The sequence below is a fragment of the Ralstonia soli genome (assembly GCF_023955655.1).
In the GTDB taxonomy this organism is placed as follows: Bacteria; Pseudomonadota; Gammaproteobacteria; order Burkholderiales; family Burkholderiaceae; genus Ralstonia; species Ralstonia soli.
Genome location: NZ_JAMXHT010000009.1, coordinates 136,445 through 151,623, shown reverse-complemented (window position 1 = coordinate 151,623; position 15,179 = coordinate 136,445). Strand labels below are relative to the sequence as shown.

The 15,179-nt window shown below is 63.8% G+C and carries 19 protein-coding genes; 5 read left to right on the top strand and 14 right to left on the bottom strand.

Annotated elements, in window-relative coordinates:
- Positions 1–53: 53 nt before the first annotated feature.
- On the top strand, positions 54–326 hold the full coding sequence (gene hemP / locus NG900_RS23210) for a hemin uptake protein HemP (protein WP_252684158.1): 273 nt from the start codon (positions 54–56) through the stop codon (positions 324–326).
- A 222-nt stretch (positions 327–548) separates the two neighbouring features.
- Here the strand turns inward: hemP and NG900_RS23205 are convergent, their stop codons facing one another.
- The 5 genes from NG900_RS23205 to NG900_RS23185 form a co-directional block, all read right to left on the bottom strand.
- Positions 549–962 carry a GlcG/HbpS family heme-binding protein gene (locus tag NG900_RS23205; RefSeq protein WP_252684156.1) on the bottom strand — a complete coding sequence of 138 codons (414 nt, stop codon included), beginning with the start codon at positions 960–962 and terminating at the stop codon, positions 549–551.
- A 277-nt stretch (positions 963–1,239) separates the two neighbouring features.
- On the bottom strand, positions 1,240–1,491 hold the full coding sequence (locus NG900_RS23200) for a hypothetical protein (protein ID WP_252684154.1): 252 nt from the start codon (positions 1,489–1,491) through the stop codon (positions 1,240–1,242).
- Between the two features lie 207 nt (positions 1,492–1,698).
- Positions 1,699–2,016: a hypothetical protein gene (locus NG900_RS23195; RefSeq protein WP_252684152.1), complete on the bottom strand. Its 318-nt coding sequence runs from the start codon at positions 2,014–2,016 to the stop codon at positions 1,699–1,701.
- A gap of 161 nt (positions 2,017–2,177) precedes the next feature.
- Positions 2,178–2,411, bottom strand: coding sequence for a hypothetical protein (locus NG900_RS23190; RefSeq protein WP_252684150.1), 234 nt, complete (start codon positions 2,409–2,411; stop codon positions 2,178–2,180).
- Between the two features lie 263 nt (positions 2,412–2,674).
- Positions 2,675–3,172, bottom strand: coding sequence for a phasin family protein (locus NG900_RS23185; protein WP_252684148.1), 498 nt, complete (start codon positions 3,170–3,172; stop codon positions 2,675–2,677).
- 190 nt (positions 3,173–3,362) lie between these two features.
- On the opposite strand from NG900_RS23185, the gene NG900_RS23180 reads away from it, so the two are divergent.
- The 4 genes from NG900_RS23180 (at position 3,363) to NG900_RS23165 (ending at position 6,067) form a co-directional block, all read left to right on the top strand.
- The gene (locus NG900_RS23180) at positions 3,363–3,773 is read left to right on the top strand and encodes a PRC-barrel domain-containing protein (protein ID WP_252684346.1); all 411 of its coding nucleotides are present in this window, start codon (positions 3,363–3,365) and stop codon (positions 3,771–3,773) included.
- Between the two features lie 139 nt (positions 3,774–3,912).
- A complete protein-coding gene (locus tag NG900_RS23175) occupies positions 3,913–4,113 on the top strand; it encodes a glycine zipper 2TM domain-containing protein (RefSeq protein ID WP_252684146.1) in 201 nt (66 codons plus the stop codon).
- Between the two features lie 157 nt (positions 4,114–4,270).
- A complete protein-coding gene (nodI, locus tag NG900_RS23170) occupies positions 4,271–5,233 on the top strand; it encodes a nodulation factor ABC transporter ATP-binding protein NodI (protein ID WP_252684144.1) in 963 nt (320 codons plus the stop codon).
- 12 nt (positions 5,234–5,245) lie between these two features.
- Positions 5,246–6,067, top strand: a complete 822-nt coding sequence (locus NG900_RS23165; RefSeq protein WP_252684142.1) for an ABC transporter permease — start codon at positions 5,246–5,248, stop codon at positions 6,065–6,067.
- Between the two features lie 69 nt (positions 6,068–6,136).
- Here NG900_RS23165 and purF read toward each other — a convergent pair whose 3' ends face one another.
- From purF to NG900_RS23120, 9 genes are all read right to left on the bottom strand, one after another.
- Complete coding sequence (purF, locus tag NG900_RS23160) at positions 6,137–7,672, bottom strand: amidophosphoribosyltransferase (RefSeq protein WP_252684344.1); 1,536 nt, start codon at positions 7,670–7,672, stop codon at positions 6,137–6,139.
- Between the two features lie 100 nt (positions 7,673–7,772).
- A complete protein-coding gene (locus NG900_RS23155) occupies positions 7,773–8,270 on the bottom strand; it encodes a CvpA family protein (RefSeq protein WP_252684140.1) in 498 nt (165 codons plus the stop codon).
- 83 nt (positions 8,271–8,353) lie between these two features.
- The gene (locus NG900_RS23150; RefSeq protein ID WP_252684342.1) at positions 8,354–9,223 is read right to left on the bottom strand and encodes an SPOR domain-containing protein; all 870 of its coding nucleotides are present in this window, start codon (positions 9,221–9,223) and stop codon (positions 8,354–8,356) included.
- 13 nt (positions 9,224–9,236) lie between these two features.
- A complete protein-coding gene (gene folC / locus NG900_RS23145; protein ID WP_252684138.1) occupies positions 9,237–10,547 on the bottom strand; it encodes a bifunctional tetrahydrofolate synthase/dihydrofolate synthase in 1,311 nt (436 codons plus the stop codon).
- Positions 10,548–10,637: 90 nt separating this feature from the next.
- Positions 10,638–11,510, bottom strand: a complete 873-nt coding sequence (accD, locus tag NG900_RS23140) for an acetyl-CoA carboxylase, carboxyltransferase subunit beta (protein ID WP_252684136.1) — start codon at positions 11,508–11,510, stop codon at positions 10,638–10,640.
- Between the two features lie 30 nt (positions 11,511–11,540).
- Entirely contained in the window at positions 11,541–12,338 is a 798-nt protein-coding gene (gene trpA / locus NG900_RS23135; RefSeq protein ID WP_252684134.1) for a tryptophan synthase subunit alpha, read from the bottom strand.
- Positions 12,339–12,353: 15 nt separating this feature from the next.
- Positions 12,354–13,175, bottom strand: coding sequence for a DNA-methyltransferase (locus tag NG900_RS23130; RefSeq protein WP_252684132.1), 822 nt, complete (start codon positions 13,173–13,175; stop codon positions 12,354–12,356).
- A gap of 16 nt (positions 13,176–13,191) precedes the next feature.
- Positions 13,192–14,385: a tryptophan synthase subunit beta gene (gene trpB, locus NG900_RS23125; protein WP_252684130.1), complete on the bottom strand. Its 1,194-nt coding sequence runs from the start codon at positions 14,383–14,385 to the stop codon at positions 13,192–13,194.
- 98 nt (positions 14,386–14,483) lie between these two features.
- Positions 14,484–15,176 carry a phosphoribosylanthranilate isomerase gene (locus NG900_RS23120; RefSeq protein ID WP_252684128.1) on the bottom strand — a complete coding sequence of 231 codons (693 nt, stop codon included), beginning with the start codon at positions 15,174–15,176 and terminating at the stop codon, positions 14,484–14,486.
- Between the last annotated feature and the right edge of the window lie 3 nt (positions 15,177–15,179).

Sequence of the window (15,179 nt, the reverse complement as noted above, 5' to 3'; positions counted from 1 at the left end):
TTCGCTGGAAATACCTTGCCAGCCAACGCTTTCCCGCCCGCCAGGACATCGCCATGAACGCTGCTGAATACCAAGACGCAGGACGCACCGTGACTCGCCGTCGCCATGTCATCGTGGCCCGACAGCGGCCAGCCAGCCCGGAGGCACCGTCCGCTGCGCCGGCGACGTCCGCAACGATGGCCCCCACACCTGCCACCATCGGCGACACGCGGGTGATGACCTCCGAGCAGCTCTTCGCCGGCCAGAGCGCCGTGGCCATCCAGCACAACGGTGCGATGTACACGCTGCGCGTGACGCGCTTCGGCAAGCTGATCCTGACCAAATAACGCAGTACAGAACACGCAGTACGCATCGACTTTTGTGGGGACGTCTCTCTCAGGAGACCTTCGGCGCTAGCCAGCCATCGTCCATTCGCGTTGCAGACACCCAGACCCGTCTGCCGGACCACCGCCAGCCAAGGCCGTTCTTTCTCTCACCGTCCACCCAAACAAAAAGGGCGCGACCTGCGCCGCGCCCTTCCCTTCGATTCGCCTAGTGCGATCTGCGTATCAGCAGATCACGTTCACCGCGGCAATGCCCGCCTTGGCGATCACCACATCCTCGGCCGACTTCACGCCCGACACACCCACTGCACCGGCGCACACGCCTTCCACCATCACCGGCACACCGCCTTCGAGCATGCCCTGCAGATGCGGCGCCGACAGGAACGAAATGCGGCCGTTGTTGATGATGTCTTCGTAGACCTTCGACTCGCGGCGGCCCAGCGCGGCGGTCCGGGCCTTCTCCGGCGCGATGTACGACGAGATGGTCGCGCAGCCGTCCATGCGGCGCAGGCCCATCAGGTGACCGCCATCGTCCACCACGGCGATCGTCACGGCCCATTGGTGTGCGCGCGCTTCCTTCTCGGCGGCATCCAGGATCTTGGTGACATCTTCCTGGCACAGGCAGGGCTTGGTTTTCATGACGTTCTCCTTGGTCGTTGTAATGCAGATGCGCAACGTTGCGCGAAGCAAAAGTATGCCACCGGCGTCGGTCGCTTCCACAGCGCGATCCTGCCCCTGCGGCGCAAGAGTGCCGATACATTCCTGCGTTCCAGTATCGTCACGCTCGCGCCGTACGCCAGCCTTTCTTGCGGATGACGTTAACACGCGATCCGCGATCTCAATATGCGCAAAGAAAAAGCCCGGGTATCGCCCGGGCATGATGTTGCGATGCGGCAGCAAGGCCGCTGCGACCCCGTTACGGCTGACGGTCGGTGCAGCCGCCGTCGGTGTATGGGTCGGCACGGCCTATCCTGGCGCCGTCAGTATAGGGGTCAGGGCTACCGAGCTTGGCACCGTCGGTATATGGATCAGCGCGGCTCACCCGATCGGCGGCCTGGTGCGGATCGATCGAGCCAGCGTGCGCGACCGCCGCGCCCAACGCCAGGGCCAAACCGCTTGCGGCTGCGACCAGGGTGCGCGTTGCGAAGCGTTGCGTGGTGACTTGCATGAAGACTCCTTGTCATTGCGTTACGAGGACGATGCACGACAGAGGCAGGCACGCTCGCGGTTCCACCCCGTGCTGCTTCGTCTTCGGAGTCCGTCACGATGGCTGCCCGTCATTGCGCTCCACGCAGATGTCGTGCCAATTCGGTGCCAGACGATCGGCCAACAAAAAAGGCTCCAGATGGAGCCTTTGATCACGCAGGCGCGCGAATTAACGCCAGTGCCGCCAGTGACGGCCGTCGTACCACCGGTAGCGCGGGCCCCACCGGTACCAGCCCGGGCCCACCACCACCGGTGCCGGGCCGTAATACACCGGCGCAGGCGCGTAGTACGCGGGGGGCGGGGGAGGCGGCGGATAGTACGCCGGCGGGGGTGGCGGGTAATACACCGGGGCCGGCGCAACATACACCGGTGCCACCGGTACACCCAGGCCGATGCCGACGCTCACATGCGCCGACGCCATCTGCGGCACAGCCAGTACTGCCAATGCCGCTGCACCTGCAATCCACAGCACATTGCGTCGAATCATCTGTATCACCTGCAGCTGAAAGCGCCGGACCAGTCCCGTAGCCGGCGCGAAATACGGTATCTGTATTGTATTCAGGACCGCTGACACAGGTGATACGGGGCTGGCGATTTGGTAACAGAACGTAACCCCATGGCGTTCGTACGGGCAGGGCGCGGATTCACTCAGCACGGGCTGCAGTCGAACTGCCCCGCCGCGATCATCGCTTCGGCATAGGTACGGGCGGCCTCCAGCGCCGAAGCCGCGCTCGGATACGTATTGGCCGATTCACGCACGGTGGTACGGGGCAACAGGATCTCGCCGTTGCTGACACGCAAGATGCTCACTTCCGCGCGCCACGCTTCGGGCGAGAGTTCATAGGCAGAAACCTCGATTTTGCAGTCGTCTCGGAAAGTCATGTGTCCTCCGGTTCGTGTTGAGAAATCTGGTCCGTCCGCGTTAATGGACGAACAGCCAGATCAGCAACAACACGAACGCGGGAACACCCAAGAGCCACGCAACGAGATAGGACATGATCACCTCCTATAGGTTGATGGACATATAGGAAGTGTAGAAATGCGTGCACGGGCGGAGTACCGCCCTCCGCCCGTGCCGTTTTGTAGGACTGCGCCGAAATCGCTGTCGTCCTGGTACCGACGGGTCTCCCCCGTACAGCGGAGGTTCAGCGTGCCGCGCTTTCCTTGGCGGCGGCGTCACTTGCCTTGGACACGGCCGCCTCTGCGGCTTGCGCGGCCGCGACTTCCAGGCCAACCGAAGCCTTGAGGAAGTTGACCGCCAGCTCCGCACCCGGGGGCGCGGCATCTACAAGGTTTTCTGCCACAAAACCCCATTGACGGCGCACTTCATCACCATGACGCTGCAGCGCGCGGGCGATGCCGTTCTGTGTCTCCACGCCGATTTCAATGAGATTGCGCGTGTATCCGGAGACACGTTCTCCTGCCGGCTGGAGATAACGTGCTTGGGCATTCCACCATTGGCCGGCATCCTGTGCGCCGGCGGTTTCCTGCAAGCAGTGCTCCGTCTCGCCGATGCCTGCCTTGAAGGCCTGGAGATTGAGCCCGATCAGGCGGTTGACGCCGTCGAACGCCTCTTCGGTCACAGCCATCCAGGTCTCCAGCTGCGATCGTTGCAGAATGCCGAGTTGCTCCAGAGTCATCATGTCGGGTTCTCCCTCGTGAGATCGGTGAATGTATCCGGCAAGCGCCGGAGCGTTTCAGTTTAGCTGCGGGCAAGCCCGATTTCCGTGACATCCCCCGTTTGTCCTACAGGCGTTTCGGACGCGCTCACGTGGGGTGCCGGGGATGTGCGCGTTAGAGTGAAACGACTTCCTCACACACCTCGGAGTCATGATGAAACGCCTCGCCCCTGCTCTGCTCGCCACGGTTTTCATTGCTGCTGCACCGCCAACTTTTTCGCAAGTCGCGGGCCATGCTGCGTTGGGCGTATCAGTCACGGAACTGGACGCCATCATCCAGGGCGTAAGCGTGAAAAAGCAGGTGCTCGGCAAGCCGGTCTACAACGAGGCCAACCAGAAGGTGGGCAACGTGCAAGACCTGATCGTGACGCCGGAGAATGCGGTCTCGTTCGCGATCGTAGGCGCAGGCGGCTTTGTGGGCGTGGGTCGTCACGACGTGGCCATCCCCGTGAATCAATTCAAGTACGAGCAGGGCAAGATCGTACTGCCGGGTGCCACCAAGGACGCCATCAAGGCACTGCCTGAATTCAAATACGAGCGCCAGGAAAAGCCTGCCAAGGCCTGAGAAGTGCCAGGAACTTTGCCCACACAGACCGCGCTTGAGGTGTCGGAATCGGCTGACAGGCCTTTCAGGCAACGCCGCCTGCACATGCGCGCGCGCATGGTCTTCAATGAAGGCACACAAACGACAAAAGGAGTTTGTTATGCGTGCCTTCGTATCCTTGATTCTGGCGGCCGCATTGGCATCCGTCAGCGGATGCGCGGACATGACGCCAAAGCAGCGTAATACTGCGCTGGGCGCAGCCGCAGGTGGTGTCGCCGGGGCGGCCATCTGGGGCGGTCCGGGCGCCACGCTGGGTGGTGCGGCGCTGGGTGGCGTGATCGGGAACGCCGCCACCAAGTAACACCATCCGCGCGCGCAAGAGCGTGCGCTGCAAGCTCGGGGCCAGGCAGTGTTGCCTGGCCCTTTTTGTTGTCTGACGCAGGTCGAACGATTGCACAGTCATCGCATACGCATATGCCGCCACCGGCGCATAATCGGCGTTTTGCAACGGAGGTGACGTGCGATACGAGCAAGAAGGCTTCGGCATGGGCAGCACACCGATCCTGAGCGTTGAAGGCTTGCGCAAACGCTATGGCGACCAGACCGTCGTCGACAACCTGAGCTTCAGCGTCCGGCGCGGACAATGCTTTGGATTGCTCGGCCCCAATGGCGCGGGCAAGACCACCACGCTGCGCATGCTGCTCGGCATGACCATGCCCGACGCGGGCAGCCTGCGACTGTGCGACGAGCCCGTCCCCGAGGCCGCACACCGTGCGCGCATGCGGGTGGGCGTGGTGCCGCAGTTCGACAATCTCGATCCCGATTTCTCCGTCTCGGAAAACCTGCGCATCTTCGGGCGCTACTTTGGCCTGTCTGCTGCGACCATCCGTGAGCGCATCCCCAGGCTGCTGGAATTCGCGCGACTCGAACAGAAGGCCGACGCGCCGGTCCGAGCGCTCTCCGGCGGCATGAAGCGCCGCCTGACGGTGGCGCGCGCGCTCATCAACGATCCGGACATCCTTGTCATGGACGAGCCCACAACGGGGCTCGACCCCCAGGCGCGCCACCTGATCTGGGAGCGCCTGCGCTCGCTGCTGGCCGCGGGCAAGACCATCCTGCTGACCACGCACTTCATGGAAGAAGCCGAACGCCTGTGCGACGAGCTCTGCGTGATCGACAACGGCCGCAAGATTGCGCAAGGCAAGCCGCAAGAGCTCATCATGCGCGAGATCGGCTGCGATGTGGTGGAGGTCTACGGCGACGATCTCAACGCCCTGCGCGCGTTGCTCACCCCGCTGGCCGATCGCGTCGAGGCGAGCGGCGAAACCCTCTTCTGCTACGCGCGCGATCCGCAGCCGCTGGTGACCGCCCTGCGAACGCAGTCGGAAACGCACGCCATGCCCGGCCTGCGCTACCTGCACCGCCCCGCCAATCTCGAAGATGTGTTCCTGCGACTGACCGGCCGCGAGATGCGCGACTGACCGAACTCTCCCATGTCGACTGAAACCACGCTCACCCACGCGCAGCAGCGCGCCTTTCCTCAGCCGTTGCTGCCGCTCAACTTCCGCAACTGGCAATACGTCTGGCTGCGCAATTTCATGGTGTGGCGCAAGCTCGCCATTCCATCGATGGCCGGCAACCTGGCCGACCCGATGATCTATCTGTTTGGTCTCGGACTTGGCCTGGGCCTGCTGGTCGGGCGCGTCGAGGGCGTGTCGTACATCGCCTTCCTTGCGGCCGGCACCGTGGCCTCCAGCACGATGATGTCGGCAAGCTTCGAGTCGATGTACTCCGCGTTCTCGCGCATGCATGTGCAGCGCACGTGGGAAGCGATTCTCTACGCTCCGCTCAGCCTTGGCGACGTGGTGCTCGGCGAGCTGATCTGGGCGGCCAGCAAATCCGTGCTGTCAGGCCTGGCGATCATGCTGGTGGCGGGTGCACTGGGCTATGCGTCGATGCCGCAGGCGCTGCTGGCGCTGCCCGTTATCGTGCTCACCGGCTTCACCTTTGCCTGCCTGGCGATGAACATGACGGCGCTTGCGCCCAACTACGACTTCTTCATGTTCTACCAGACGCTGGTAATCACGCCGATGATGATGCTCTCAGGCGTGTTCTTTCCGCTGTCGAAATTGCCAGCGCCCGTGCGCGCAATCACGAACGTGCTGCCGCTGCCGCACGCCGTCGATCTGATTCGTCCGCTGATGCTGGGCCGCACGCCCGACAACATCCTGCTGCACCTTGGCGTACTCGTAGCGTATGCCGTGGGCGCGCTGCTGCTGTGCCTGTGGCTGCTGCGCCGTCGCATGCTGAAGTGAGGCGCGATCCAGACACCCAACAAAAAAGCCCGTCGCAATGACGGGCTTTTCTTTTGCACCGAGAACCCTTTACTCGTTCACGGCAGAGCGCTGCAGATGCAGTTGCGTGCGCGGATCATCGTTCTGCGCATTTTCACGATCTGCCTTGGCCGAGTTGTTGCGCGCGGCCTCCAGACGATCGAGATACGCCTCATCGATATCGCCCGTCACGTACTTGCCGTCAAAGCACGACGCATCGAAGTCCTTGAGCGCGGGGTTGACGTCACGCACGGCGCGCTTCATGTCTTCCACGTCCTGGTACACGAGCTGGTCTGCGCCGATGATCTTGGCAATCTCTTCGTGCGTGCGGCCATAGGCCACCAGTTCGCCGCGCGTCGGCATGTCGATGCCGTACACGTTCGGGAACTTCACCGGCGGCGCGGCCGAAGCGAAGATCACCTTCTTCGCGCCCGCATCGCGCGCCATCTGCACGATCTCCGACGAGGTCGTGCCGCGCACGATGGAGTCGTCGACGATCAGCACGTTCTTGCCCTTGAACTCGATCGCCATGGCGTTGAGCTTCTGGCGCACCGACTTCTTGCGCACCGCCTGGCCCGGCATGATGAAGGTGCGGCCCACGTAGCGGTTCTTGAAGAAGCCCTCGCGGTACGGCACACCCAGATGGTTGGCGACCTGCATAGCGGCCGGGCGCGACGAATCCGGAATCGGCATCACCACGTCGATCGGGTCGGTTACCTCGCGCTTGATCTTCTCGGCCAGGTAATCGCCCATCCGCAGGCGCGCGTCGTACACCGAGACGCCGTCCATGCGCGAGTCCGGACGCGCGAGGTACACGTATTCGAAGATGCACGGCGTGAGTTGCGGGTTCTTCGCGCATTGCTTGGTGTGCAGCTTGCCCTCGAGGTCGATGAAGATCGCCTCGCCGGGTGCCACGTCGCGCTCGAACTTGAAGCCGATGCCCTCCAGCGCCACCGATTCGGAAGCGACCATGTATTCGATCGTGCCGTCGGGCGTTTCCTGGCTACCCAGCGCCAGCGGGCGGATACCGAACGGATCACGCACAGCCAGCACACCGTAGCCGGAGATCTCCGCAGCGATGGCGTACGAACCCCGCACGCGACGGTGCAAGCCTTCCACGGCGGTAAAGATGGAATCGCGATCCAGCGGGATGTCGTTGCTGGCGCGTTGCAGTTCATCGGCCAGCACGTTAAGCAGCACTTCGGAATCGGACTGCGTGTTGATGTGGCGGCGGTCGCGCCGGAACATCTCTTCGCGCAGCTGATCGGAGTTCGTCAGGTTGCCGTTGTGTGCCAGCACGATCCCGAACGGCGCATTGACGTAGAACGGCTGGGCCTCTTCCTCGCTGGAGGAACCGGCGGTCGGATAACGCACCTGCCCGATGCCGCTCGTGCCCGGCAGACCACGCATGTTGCGCGTGCGGAACACGTCGCGCACCATGCCGTTGGCTTTGTGCATGTGGAAAGTGCTGCCCGATGCGGTGGCAATGCCTGCCGCATCCTGCCCCCGGTGTTGCAGAAGCAACAGGCTGTCGTAGATCAGCTGATTGACGGGCGTGGCTGAAACCACCCCAACGATACCGCACATGTCGAACTCCAGCGAGAACGTGTATTTGGTGGCGCCCACACCCGTTGCGGGCGCCGGAAAAGCTTTCTGGATCGTCTAGCTTGTGGCCAGACGCCCTAGATCAATAGTGAACGTACTTTGCGACATCCGGGGGCAGCAATGGCTTGGCCGCCTGTGCTGCCTGCTCCGCATACGGCCGTGTGATCGCCTCGCGCCAGAACGGTTGCTCCGGCAGGCTGGTAAAGCCCGCCACCGTCATCACCACCAGGATGATCACGCCACCGCGCACCAGCCCGAACACCATGCCCAGGCCGCGATCGGCGGGCTTGAGCCCTGCGCTCGACAGTACAGCCGAGAGCAGGGCCCCCACCAGCGACGTTGCAATCACCGTCACGATAAACAGTAGGACGAAACCGAGAATGGTGCGCACGACCGGACCGCCCGGCAGCGACTCAGGCATCCAGCCCGCGGCCACCCCCGAAAACGAATACGCCACCCACGCAGCAAACAACCAGCCAAGCAGCGCCAGCACTTCGCGAATCAGCCCGCGAAACAACCCCACCAGCGCAGACGTCACGACAATGAACAGGACGCCGTAGTCAAAGAAAGTCGGATGCATCGGACAGCGGCTCGAATTGACTGGAGGCGGCGCAGCGGGTCAGCGAATCTGGCGAGTGCGCGTCGGGCCGCATGTTGATGGCGTTATTGCTGAACGAGCTTGGGCGTCAGGCCGATCTGTTCGGCACGCTTCTGCGCAGCTTCCGCCGCCGCACGGTCATTGAACGGGCCTGCACGCAGCAAGGCCAGATCGCCCTTCTCAGGCACCTTCTTGTGTTCGATGTAGCCGGGAATCTTCTCGCCCTTGAGCTTGCTCAGCCAGTTGCGGGCACGATCTTCGGAAGCGAAGGCGCCGATCAGCAGAATGAACTTGCCACCATTGGCATCGGTGTTTTGCGCCGCGGCTTGCTGTGTGGACTGGGCAGGTTTCGCAGCCGGCTTGGGCTCTGCAGGCGGCGTCTGGCTGGCGACCGTTTTTGCCGGGGCCGGCTTGGCCGGCGGCGTGTTCGCAGTTGCCGCCACTGCTGGTGCCTTCGCGCCAGCGGCTGTGGTCTCATTGTCGGCGACCACCTCTTCACCTTGGTCGAGTGCCTGAGCCTGAGCTGGCGGCGCATTCGTCCCGCGCGATGCAGAACGGCGACTGGCCACCTTGGGCTCGTCGCTCGAATTCTTGGCACCGCGATCGACCGGCTGATCCTGGATCTGCACAGCCACGGCATCGGTCACCGGGCGAGGCTTGGCATCGAACACCATGGGTAACACGACCACGGCGGCGCCAACCAAAACCACCGCGCCGATCAAACGACGGCGTGCGCGTTGCTTTTGCGGGAGCTCGGGGTCGAGGCCGTCATCATCGTCGTCAGTGCGACGGGAGGCACGGCTGCGGGTGTTCGCGGATGCACGAGACCCGCGCACCGCATCGCGGGCCACATCGGCGGCACTGCCCGCGGCGCCGCCGCGGGTGCGTTCGCCTTCAGCGTTCTTGCGGGAGGAGAAGATGGAAAACAGTCCCATGAGGGCCCCGGGTTTAGTGCGCGCGACGCTTGCGCTCCGCCAGCACGCCGGCAACGGTGTAGAACGATCCGAAGACCACGATTCTATCATCCTCGGTCGCCCGCTCCATGGCGTTGCGATAGGCTGTGGCGGGATCGCTGAATGTGCTCACGCTCGATTCCTTGCCAGCGCGGAAGCCGGCATCGGTCAGCGCCTGCTCCAGGCTTGCGGCGCTCGCGGCGCGCGGTGTGGGCAGATCCGTCAGACACCAGTGGTCCACCTTGTCGAGCATGTGACCGAGCACCCCGGCGATGTCCTTGTCCTGCATCGCGCCGAACACCGCGTAGGTGTAGCGATAAAACCCCATGTTCTCAAGGTTCTGACCCAGCGCGGCTGACGCGTGCGGGTTATGCGCCACGTCCAGAATGACCGACGGGCGGCCCGGCAGAACCTGGAAGCGTCCCGGCAATTCCACGTGTGACAACCCTAGGCGCACATCCTGCGCCGAGATCGGCAGCCGATCGCGCACTGACTCCAGCGCGGCCAGCGCCGCCGACGCATTCAGCAACTGATTGGCCCCGCGCAGCGCCGGATAGCCAAGGCTGGGCCACCGCCGCCCTCGCCCGCTAAAGCCCCATTGCTGCTTGTCACCCTGGAAATTGAAATCGCGGCCGATCAGCCAGAGGTCTGCACCGATGGCTTCGGCATGCTTGACCAGTGAGATGGGCGGCACCGGGTCGGAACAGATCGCCGGCTTACCCGGGCGGAAGATGCCGGCCTTCTCGAAGCCGATCGCCTCGCGCGTGTCGCCCAGGTAGGCCATGTGGTCCAGATCGACACTGGTAATGATGGCGCAATCGGTATCGATGATATTGACCGCATCCAACCGGCCACCCAGGCCGACTTCCAGCACCACAGCATCCAACCCCGCGTTGGCGAACAAATGCAGGATAGCCAGCGTGGTGAATTCGAAATACGTCAGGCTGACGGGCTCGCCGCGGTCGTCACTTAGGCTGCAACGCGCGCGCTCCACCGCCTCGAAATGCGGCAGCAGCATCGCGTCGGAGGCGATCTCGCCGTTCACGCGGGCGCGCTCGTTGAAGTCGATCAGGTGCGGCGAGGTATGGCTGCCGACCTTGTAGCCCGCAGCCAGCAGGATCGCCTCCAGCATCGCGCAGGTCGAGCCCTTGCCGTTGGTGCCGCCTACCGTGAAGATGACGGATTTAAGCTCCAGCCCCAGTGCATCACGCACACGGCTGATGCGGGCCAGGCCCATGTCGATGCCGACCGGGTGTGCGGTTTCCAGATGGGCCAGCCAGGCCGGCAGCGTATCGAATGTAGGCATGGAATGCAGTTGCGCCGAGTCGGAAACCGGTCGCGCAAAAACAAGAAGCGCGGACTCATCGCCCGCGCTTCGATTAACGGATGTGGTGCATCAGGCCAGTGCGTCGGCCGGTTGCTTTTGCAGCAGCGCCAGCAACTCGGCGATCTCGCGGCGCATGTTGCGGCGGTCGACGATCATGTCGATGGCGCCCTTCTGCAACAGGAATTCGGCACGCTGGAAGCCTTCCGGCAGCTTCTCACGCACGGTCTGCTCGATCACGCGCGGACCGGCAAAGCCGATCATGGCCTTAGGTTCGGCGATCACCACATCGCCCATGAAGGCGAAGCTGGCGGACACACCACCAGTCGTCGGATCGGTCAACACGCTGATGAACGGCAGCTTGGCTTCGGCCAGCTTCTGGACCATCGCAGTGGTCTTGGCCATCTGCATCAGCGACAGCAGGCTTTCCTGCATGCGCGCGCCGCCCGAAGCCGTGATGCAGATGAACGGCACCTTTTGCTCCAGTGCCATCTGCGCGCCACGCGCGAAGCGCTCGCCCACCACCGAGCCCATCGAGCCGGTCATGAACTCAAACTCAAAGCAGGCCACCACCACCGGCAGCGCGTGAATGGCGCCGCCCAGCACGACCATCGCATCGGTCTCGCCAGTGTTGTCCATGGCGGCCTTGATGCGATCGGGGTATTTCTTGCTGTCCTTGAACTTGAGCGCGTCGACCGGGAGGATCTCCTGACCCAGCTCATAGCGGCCTTCCGCGTCCAGCAGCGCGTCCAGACGGGCACGGGCGCCAATACGCATGTGGTGGTCGCACTTCGGGCAGACGTGCAGGTTCGCCTCGATGTCGGTGCGATACAGCACCGACTCGCAAGCCGGGCATTTGACCCACAGGCCTTCCGGGATGCCCTTGCGTTGCGACGGGTCGGTCTGTTGAATCTTGGGCGGAAGCAGTTTATCCAGCCAGCTCATGCGTGCTCCTTGAATGCAGTGTCGCCGAGATTAGGCGTCGAGCGCCTGGCGAATCTCCGCGATGAAATCAGTCAAGTATTGTACCGCTTGTTCGCGAGGTGCTTCTTCAAGCAATTGCACAATGCGGGATCCGATGACCACCGCATCGGCCACACCGCCAATTGCACGTGCCGTTGCCGCATCACGGATGCCAAAACCGACACCCACAGGCAGACGCGCATGCTGGCGAATTTGCGGGATGCGCGCGGCCACGGCATCCAGGTCGATGGTGGCGGCGCCGGTCACGCCCTTGAGCGACACGTAGTAGATGTAGCCGCTTGCCACGCGGGCAATCTGCGCGATGCGCGCCTCGGTGGAAGTGGGCGCCAGCAGGAAAATCGGATCGATACCGGCTTCGCGCATGGTCTTGGCGAAACCCTCGCACTCTTCGGGCGGATAATCGACCACCAGCACGCCGTCCACGCCGGCTTCCGATGCCGCCTTGGCAAAGGTGTCGACGCCCATGCGTTCGATCGGGTTGGCGTAGCCCATCAGCACCACGGGCGTGGTCGTGTCGGTGGTGCGGAACGCGCGCACGTATTCCAGCACGTTACGCAGGCCGACCTTGTTGGCGAGTGCACGTTCCGACGCACGTTGAATGACCGGGCCATCGGCCATCGGGTCTGAAAACGGCACGCCCAGCTCGATGACGTTGGCGCCGCCCTTGACCAGCGCGTGCATCAAATCGACGGTCATCTCGGGGTACGGATCGCCCGCCGTGATGAACGGAATCAGGCCCTTGCGGCCCTGTGCGGACAACTGCGCGAAAGTTTGAGCGATACGGGACATAGCGGGATCAGTGTGTCAGGCGACCTTGATGGTCTCAGGCGCCTGCGAATCAGTCGGTTGGGCGTTGGCGGCAGCGGCGGCGTGTACAGCAGCCACCCGCTCGCGCGCCACGCGGCAATAGTCGGCGTTGATCTCGAAGCCGGCAAAGCGGCGGCCAAGGCGTGCGCAGGCCGCCGCCGTGGTGCCGCTACCCAGGAACGGGTCGACCACCAGGCCATCCGGCGGGCAGCTTGCCAGGATCATCCGCTCCACGAGTTCCAGCGGCTTCTGCGTCGGATGCTCGGCGCGCTCCGGGTCTTGCCGGTGCAGGCGCGACACGCTCCACACGTCCTTCGGGTTGTAGCCGACCTCCAGCCACTTCTTGCCCTCGAAACGCTTGCGGCTGCGCGCCTTCTTCGTCTCCGCATCGTACGGAATGCGCACGGCGTCGACGTCAAAGTAGTAATCACGCGAAGCGGCAAAAAAACCGATGTTGTCATGCACCGACGAGAACTTGCGCGTGCTGCCGCCCATGCTGGGCACGCGGCGGTCCCAGATGATCTCGTTGATCATCGTGAGACGCCGCTTGAGCATCACGAACAGTTCCGGCGCGTATTGCCACGTGCAGAACAGGTAGAGCGAACCGTTGCGCGCCAGCTTCGGCAACACCGCATCGACCCAGCGTTCGGACCACGCAAGATAGGCATCGCCCGACAGCTTGTCGGAGTCGTTGCCGTAATCCTTGCCCAGCCCGTACGGCGGATCGGCGATGACGAGGTCCACACTGCCGTCGGCCAGATGCCCGACTCCGGTGATGCAGTCCTCGTTGAAGATGCCGTCGATGGCGCGCTCGGTCATGCGGGTGCCAGTGCCGTTAGAGTTTGATGCCGGAGAATTCGGCGACGGTGTGCATGTCCTTGTCGCCGCGGCCCGAGAGGTTCACCAGCAGGATCTTGTCCTTCGGCAGCGTCGGCGCCAGCTTGCACGCATAGGCCAGCGCGTGGCTCGATTCCAGCGCCGGGATGATGCCCTCCATGCGACACAGATCGTGGAAGGCCTGCAGCGCTTCCTTGTCGCTGATGGGGACGTATTCCGCGCGGCCAACATCCTTGAGCCATGCATGTTCCGGACCGACGCCCGGATAGTCCAGCCCCGCCGAGATCGAATGCGTCTCGATGATCTGCCCGTCGTCATCCTGCAGCAGATACGTGCGGTTGCCGTGCAGCACGCCCGGCGAGCCGCCCGTGAGCGATGCGGCATGGCGGCCCGTCTCGATGCCCTCGCCCGCCGCTTCCACGCCAATCAGTTTCACGTCCGTGTGGTCAATGTACGGATAGAAGATGCCCATGGCGTTGGAGCCGCCGCCCACGCACGCGATCACGGCGTCCGGCTGGCGACCGATCATCTCGGGCATCTGCACCTTGCACTCTTCGCCAATCACGGCCTGGAAGTCGCGCACCATCATCGGATACGGATGCGGCCCGGCCACCGTGCCGATGATGTAGAAGGTATCGGCCACGTTGGTCACCCAGTCCCGCATGGCTTCGTTCAGCGCATCCTTGAGCGTGCGTGAGCCGGACTCCACCGGCACCACGGTCGCACCCAGCAGCTTCATGCGGTAGACGTTGGCGGCCTGGCGGCGCACGTCTTCGCTGCCCATGTAGACGACGCATTCCATGCCGTAGCGCGCGGCAATGGTGGCCGTTGCTACGCCGTGCTGACCGGCGCCGGTTTCGGCAATCACGCGCGGCTTGCCCATGCGGCGTGCCAGCAGCGCCTGGCCGATGACGTTGTTCACCTTGTGCGCGCCGGTGTGGTTCAGGTCTTCGCGCTTGAGGTAGATCTGCGCGCCGCCACAGTGCTCGGTCAGTCGGCTGGCGAAATAGATGGGCGACGGACGGCCGACGAAATGCTTCAGCTCGTACTCGTATTCCTTGATGAATTCGGGATCGTGCTGGTAGCGCGCATAGGCGTCGCGCAGCTCATCCAGCGCGTGGGACAGCGTTTCTGCAACGAAGGTGCCGCCGTAGGGGCCGAAGTGGCCGTGGGCGTCGGGCAGGTTGTACATGGCAATCTCTCGAGGCATCCACCGCAGCCCAACAACGTGGGGGCTTGTCGGCGGAAGAATTCAGAAAGGTGCGAACCGCGAGAGGTCCAGGCTATCGCTCAGGCCTGAACCGATGCGCCCAGGGCTGCATCGGCCTCGCGGACCGCACGCACGAATGCGGTCATGCGGGCGTGGTCTTTCACGCCCCGTGCGGCCTCGATTCCGCTGCTGACGTCAACAGCGTAGGGCCGCACGCGCTCAATCGCACCAGCGACGTTTTGCGCGCTCAACCCACCACTCAAAACGAGCCGAGGAGCGGCGCTTGGCAGTGCGGATTGCGAGAGCCATTGCGGGGGAATCAGAGTCCAGTCGAAGACGTGGCCGCCGCCGCCATAACCCTCGACAAATGCGTCGAGCAGCAGGCCTTGGGCCGCGGCAAACCGATCGGCGAATTCTACCAAATCGGCCCCGGGCTGAACACGCAGGGCCCGCAGCCAGGGCAGCCCGACCTTGTCGGCGATCTCCGCGCATTGCTCCGGCGGCTCATCGCCGTGGAACTGGAGCAACGTAAGCGGCACTTGGTCGAGCACACGGGCGACGTCGTCCGCGCTGGCATTGACGAAGAGGCCCGTCACGGTGACGAAGGGGCCGGCCCGGCGGGCCAGCTCAGCCGCACGTTCGGTGGCGACATAGCGCGGGCTGGGCGGATAGAACACCAGCCCGATGGCATCGGCGCCCAGCGCGACGGCGTGGTCGACGTCGGCCGGTTGCGTGAGGCCACACAATTTGATGCGGGTTCGGTGGAGCGACATGGC

Bases quoted from the DNA above. Each gene is read 5' to 3' on its own strand.
- hemP (WP_252684158.1), top strand. From the start codon at position 54: ATGAACGCTGCTGAATACCAAGACGCAGGACGCACCGTGACTCGCCGT.
- NG900_RS23205 (WP_252684156.1), bottom strand. From the start codon at position 962: ATGAAAACCAAGCCCTGCCTGTGCCAGGAAGATGTCACCAAGATCCTG.
- NG900_RS23200 (WP_252684154.1), bottom strand. From the start codon at position 1,491: ATGCAAGTCACCACGCAACGCTTCGCAACGCGCACCCTGGTCGCAGCC.
- NG900_RS23195 (WP_252684152.1), bottom strand. From the start codon at position 2,016: ATGATTCGACGCAATGTGCTGTGGATTGCAGGTGCAGCGGCATTGGCA.
- NG900_RS23190 (WP_252684150.1), bottom strand. From the start codon at position 2,411: ATGACTTTCCGAGACGACTGCAAAATCGAGGTTTCTGCCTATGAACTC.
- NG900_RS23185 (WP_252684148.1), bottom strand. From the start codon at position 3,172: ATGATGACTCTGGAGCAACTCGGCATTCTGCAACGATCGCAGCTGGAG.
- NG900_RS23180 (WP_252684346.1), top strand. From the start codon at position 3,363: ATGAAACGCCTCGCCCCTGCTCTGCTCGCCACGGTTTTCATTGCTGCT.
- NG900_RS23175 (WP_252684146.1), top strand. From the start codon at position 3,913: ATGCGTGCCTTCGTATCCTTGATTCTGGCGGCCGCATTGGCATCCGTC.
- NG900_RS23165 (WP_252684142.1), top strand. From the start codon at position 5,246: ATGTCGACTGAAACCACGCTCACCCACGCGCAGCAGCGCGCCTTTCCT.
- purF (WP_252684344.1), bottom strand. From the start codon at position 7,672: ATGTGCGGTATCGTTGGGGTGGTTTCAGCCACGCCCGTCAATCAGCTG.
- NG900_RS23155 (WP_252684140.1), bottom strand. From the start codon at position 8,270: ATGCATCCGACTTTCTTTGACTACGGCGTCCTGTTCATTGTCGTGACG.
- NG900_RS23150 (WP_252684342.1), bottom strand. From the start codon at position 9,223: ATGGGACTGTTTTCCATCTTCTCCTCCCGCAAGAACGCTGAAGGCGAA.
- folC (WP_252684138.1), bottom strand. From the start codon at position 10,547: ATGCCTACATTCGATACGCTGCCGGCCTGGCTGGCCCATCTGGAAACC.
- accD (WP_252684136.1), bottom strand. From the start codon at position 11,510: ATGAGCTGGCTGGATAAACTGCTTCCGCCCAAGATTCAACAGACCGAC.
- trpA (WP_252684134.1), bottom strand. From the start codon at position 12,338: ATGTCCCGTATCGCTCAAACTTTCGCGCAGTTGTCCGCACAGGGCCGC.
- NG900_RS23130 (WP_252684132.1), bottom strand. From the start codon at position 13,175: ATGACCGAGCGCGCCATCGACGGCATCTTCAACGAGGACTGCATCACC.
- trpB (WP_252684130.1), bottom strand. From the start codon at position 14,385: ATGTACAACCTGCCCGACGCCCACGGCCACTTCGGCCCCTACGGCGGC.
- NG900_RS23120 (WP_252684128.1), bottom strand. From the start codon at position 15,176: ATGTCGCTCCACCGAACCCGCATCAAATTGTGTGGCCTCACGCAACCG.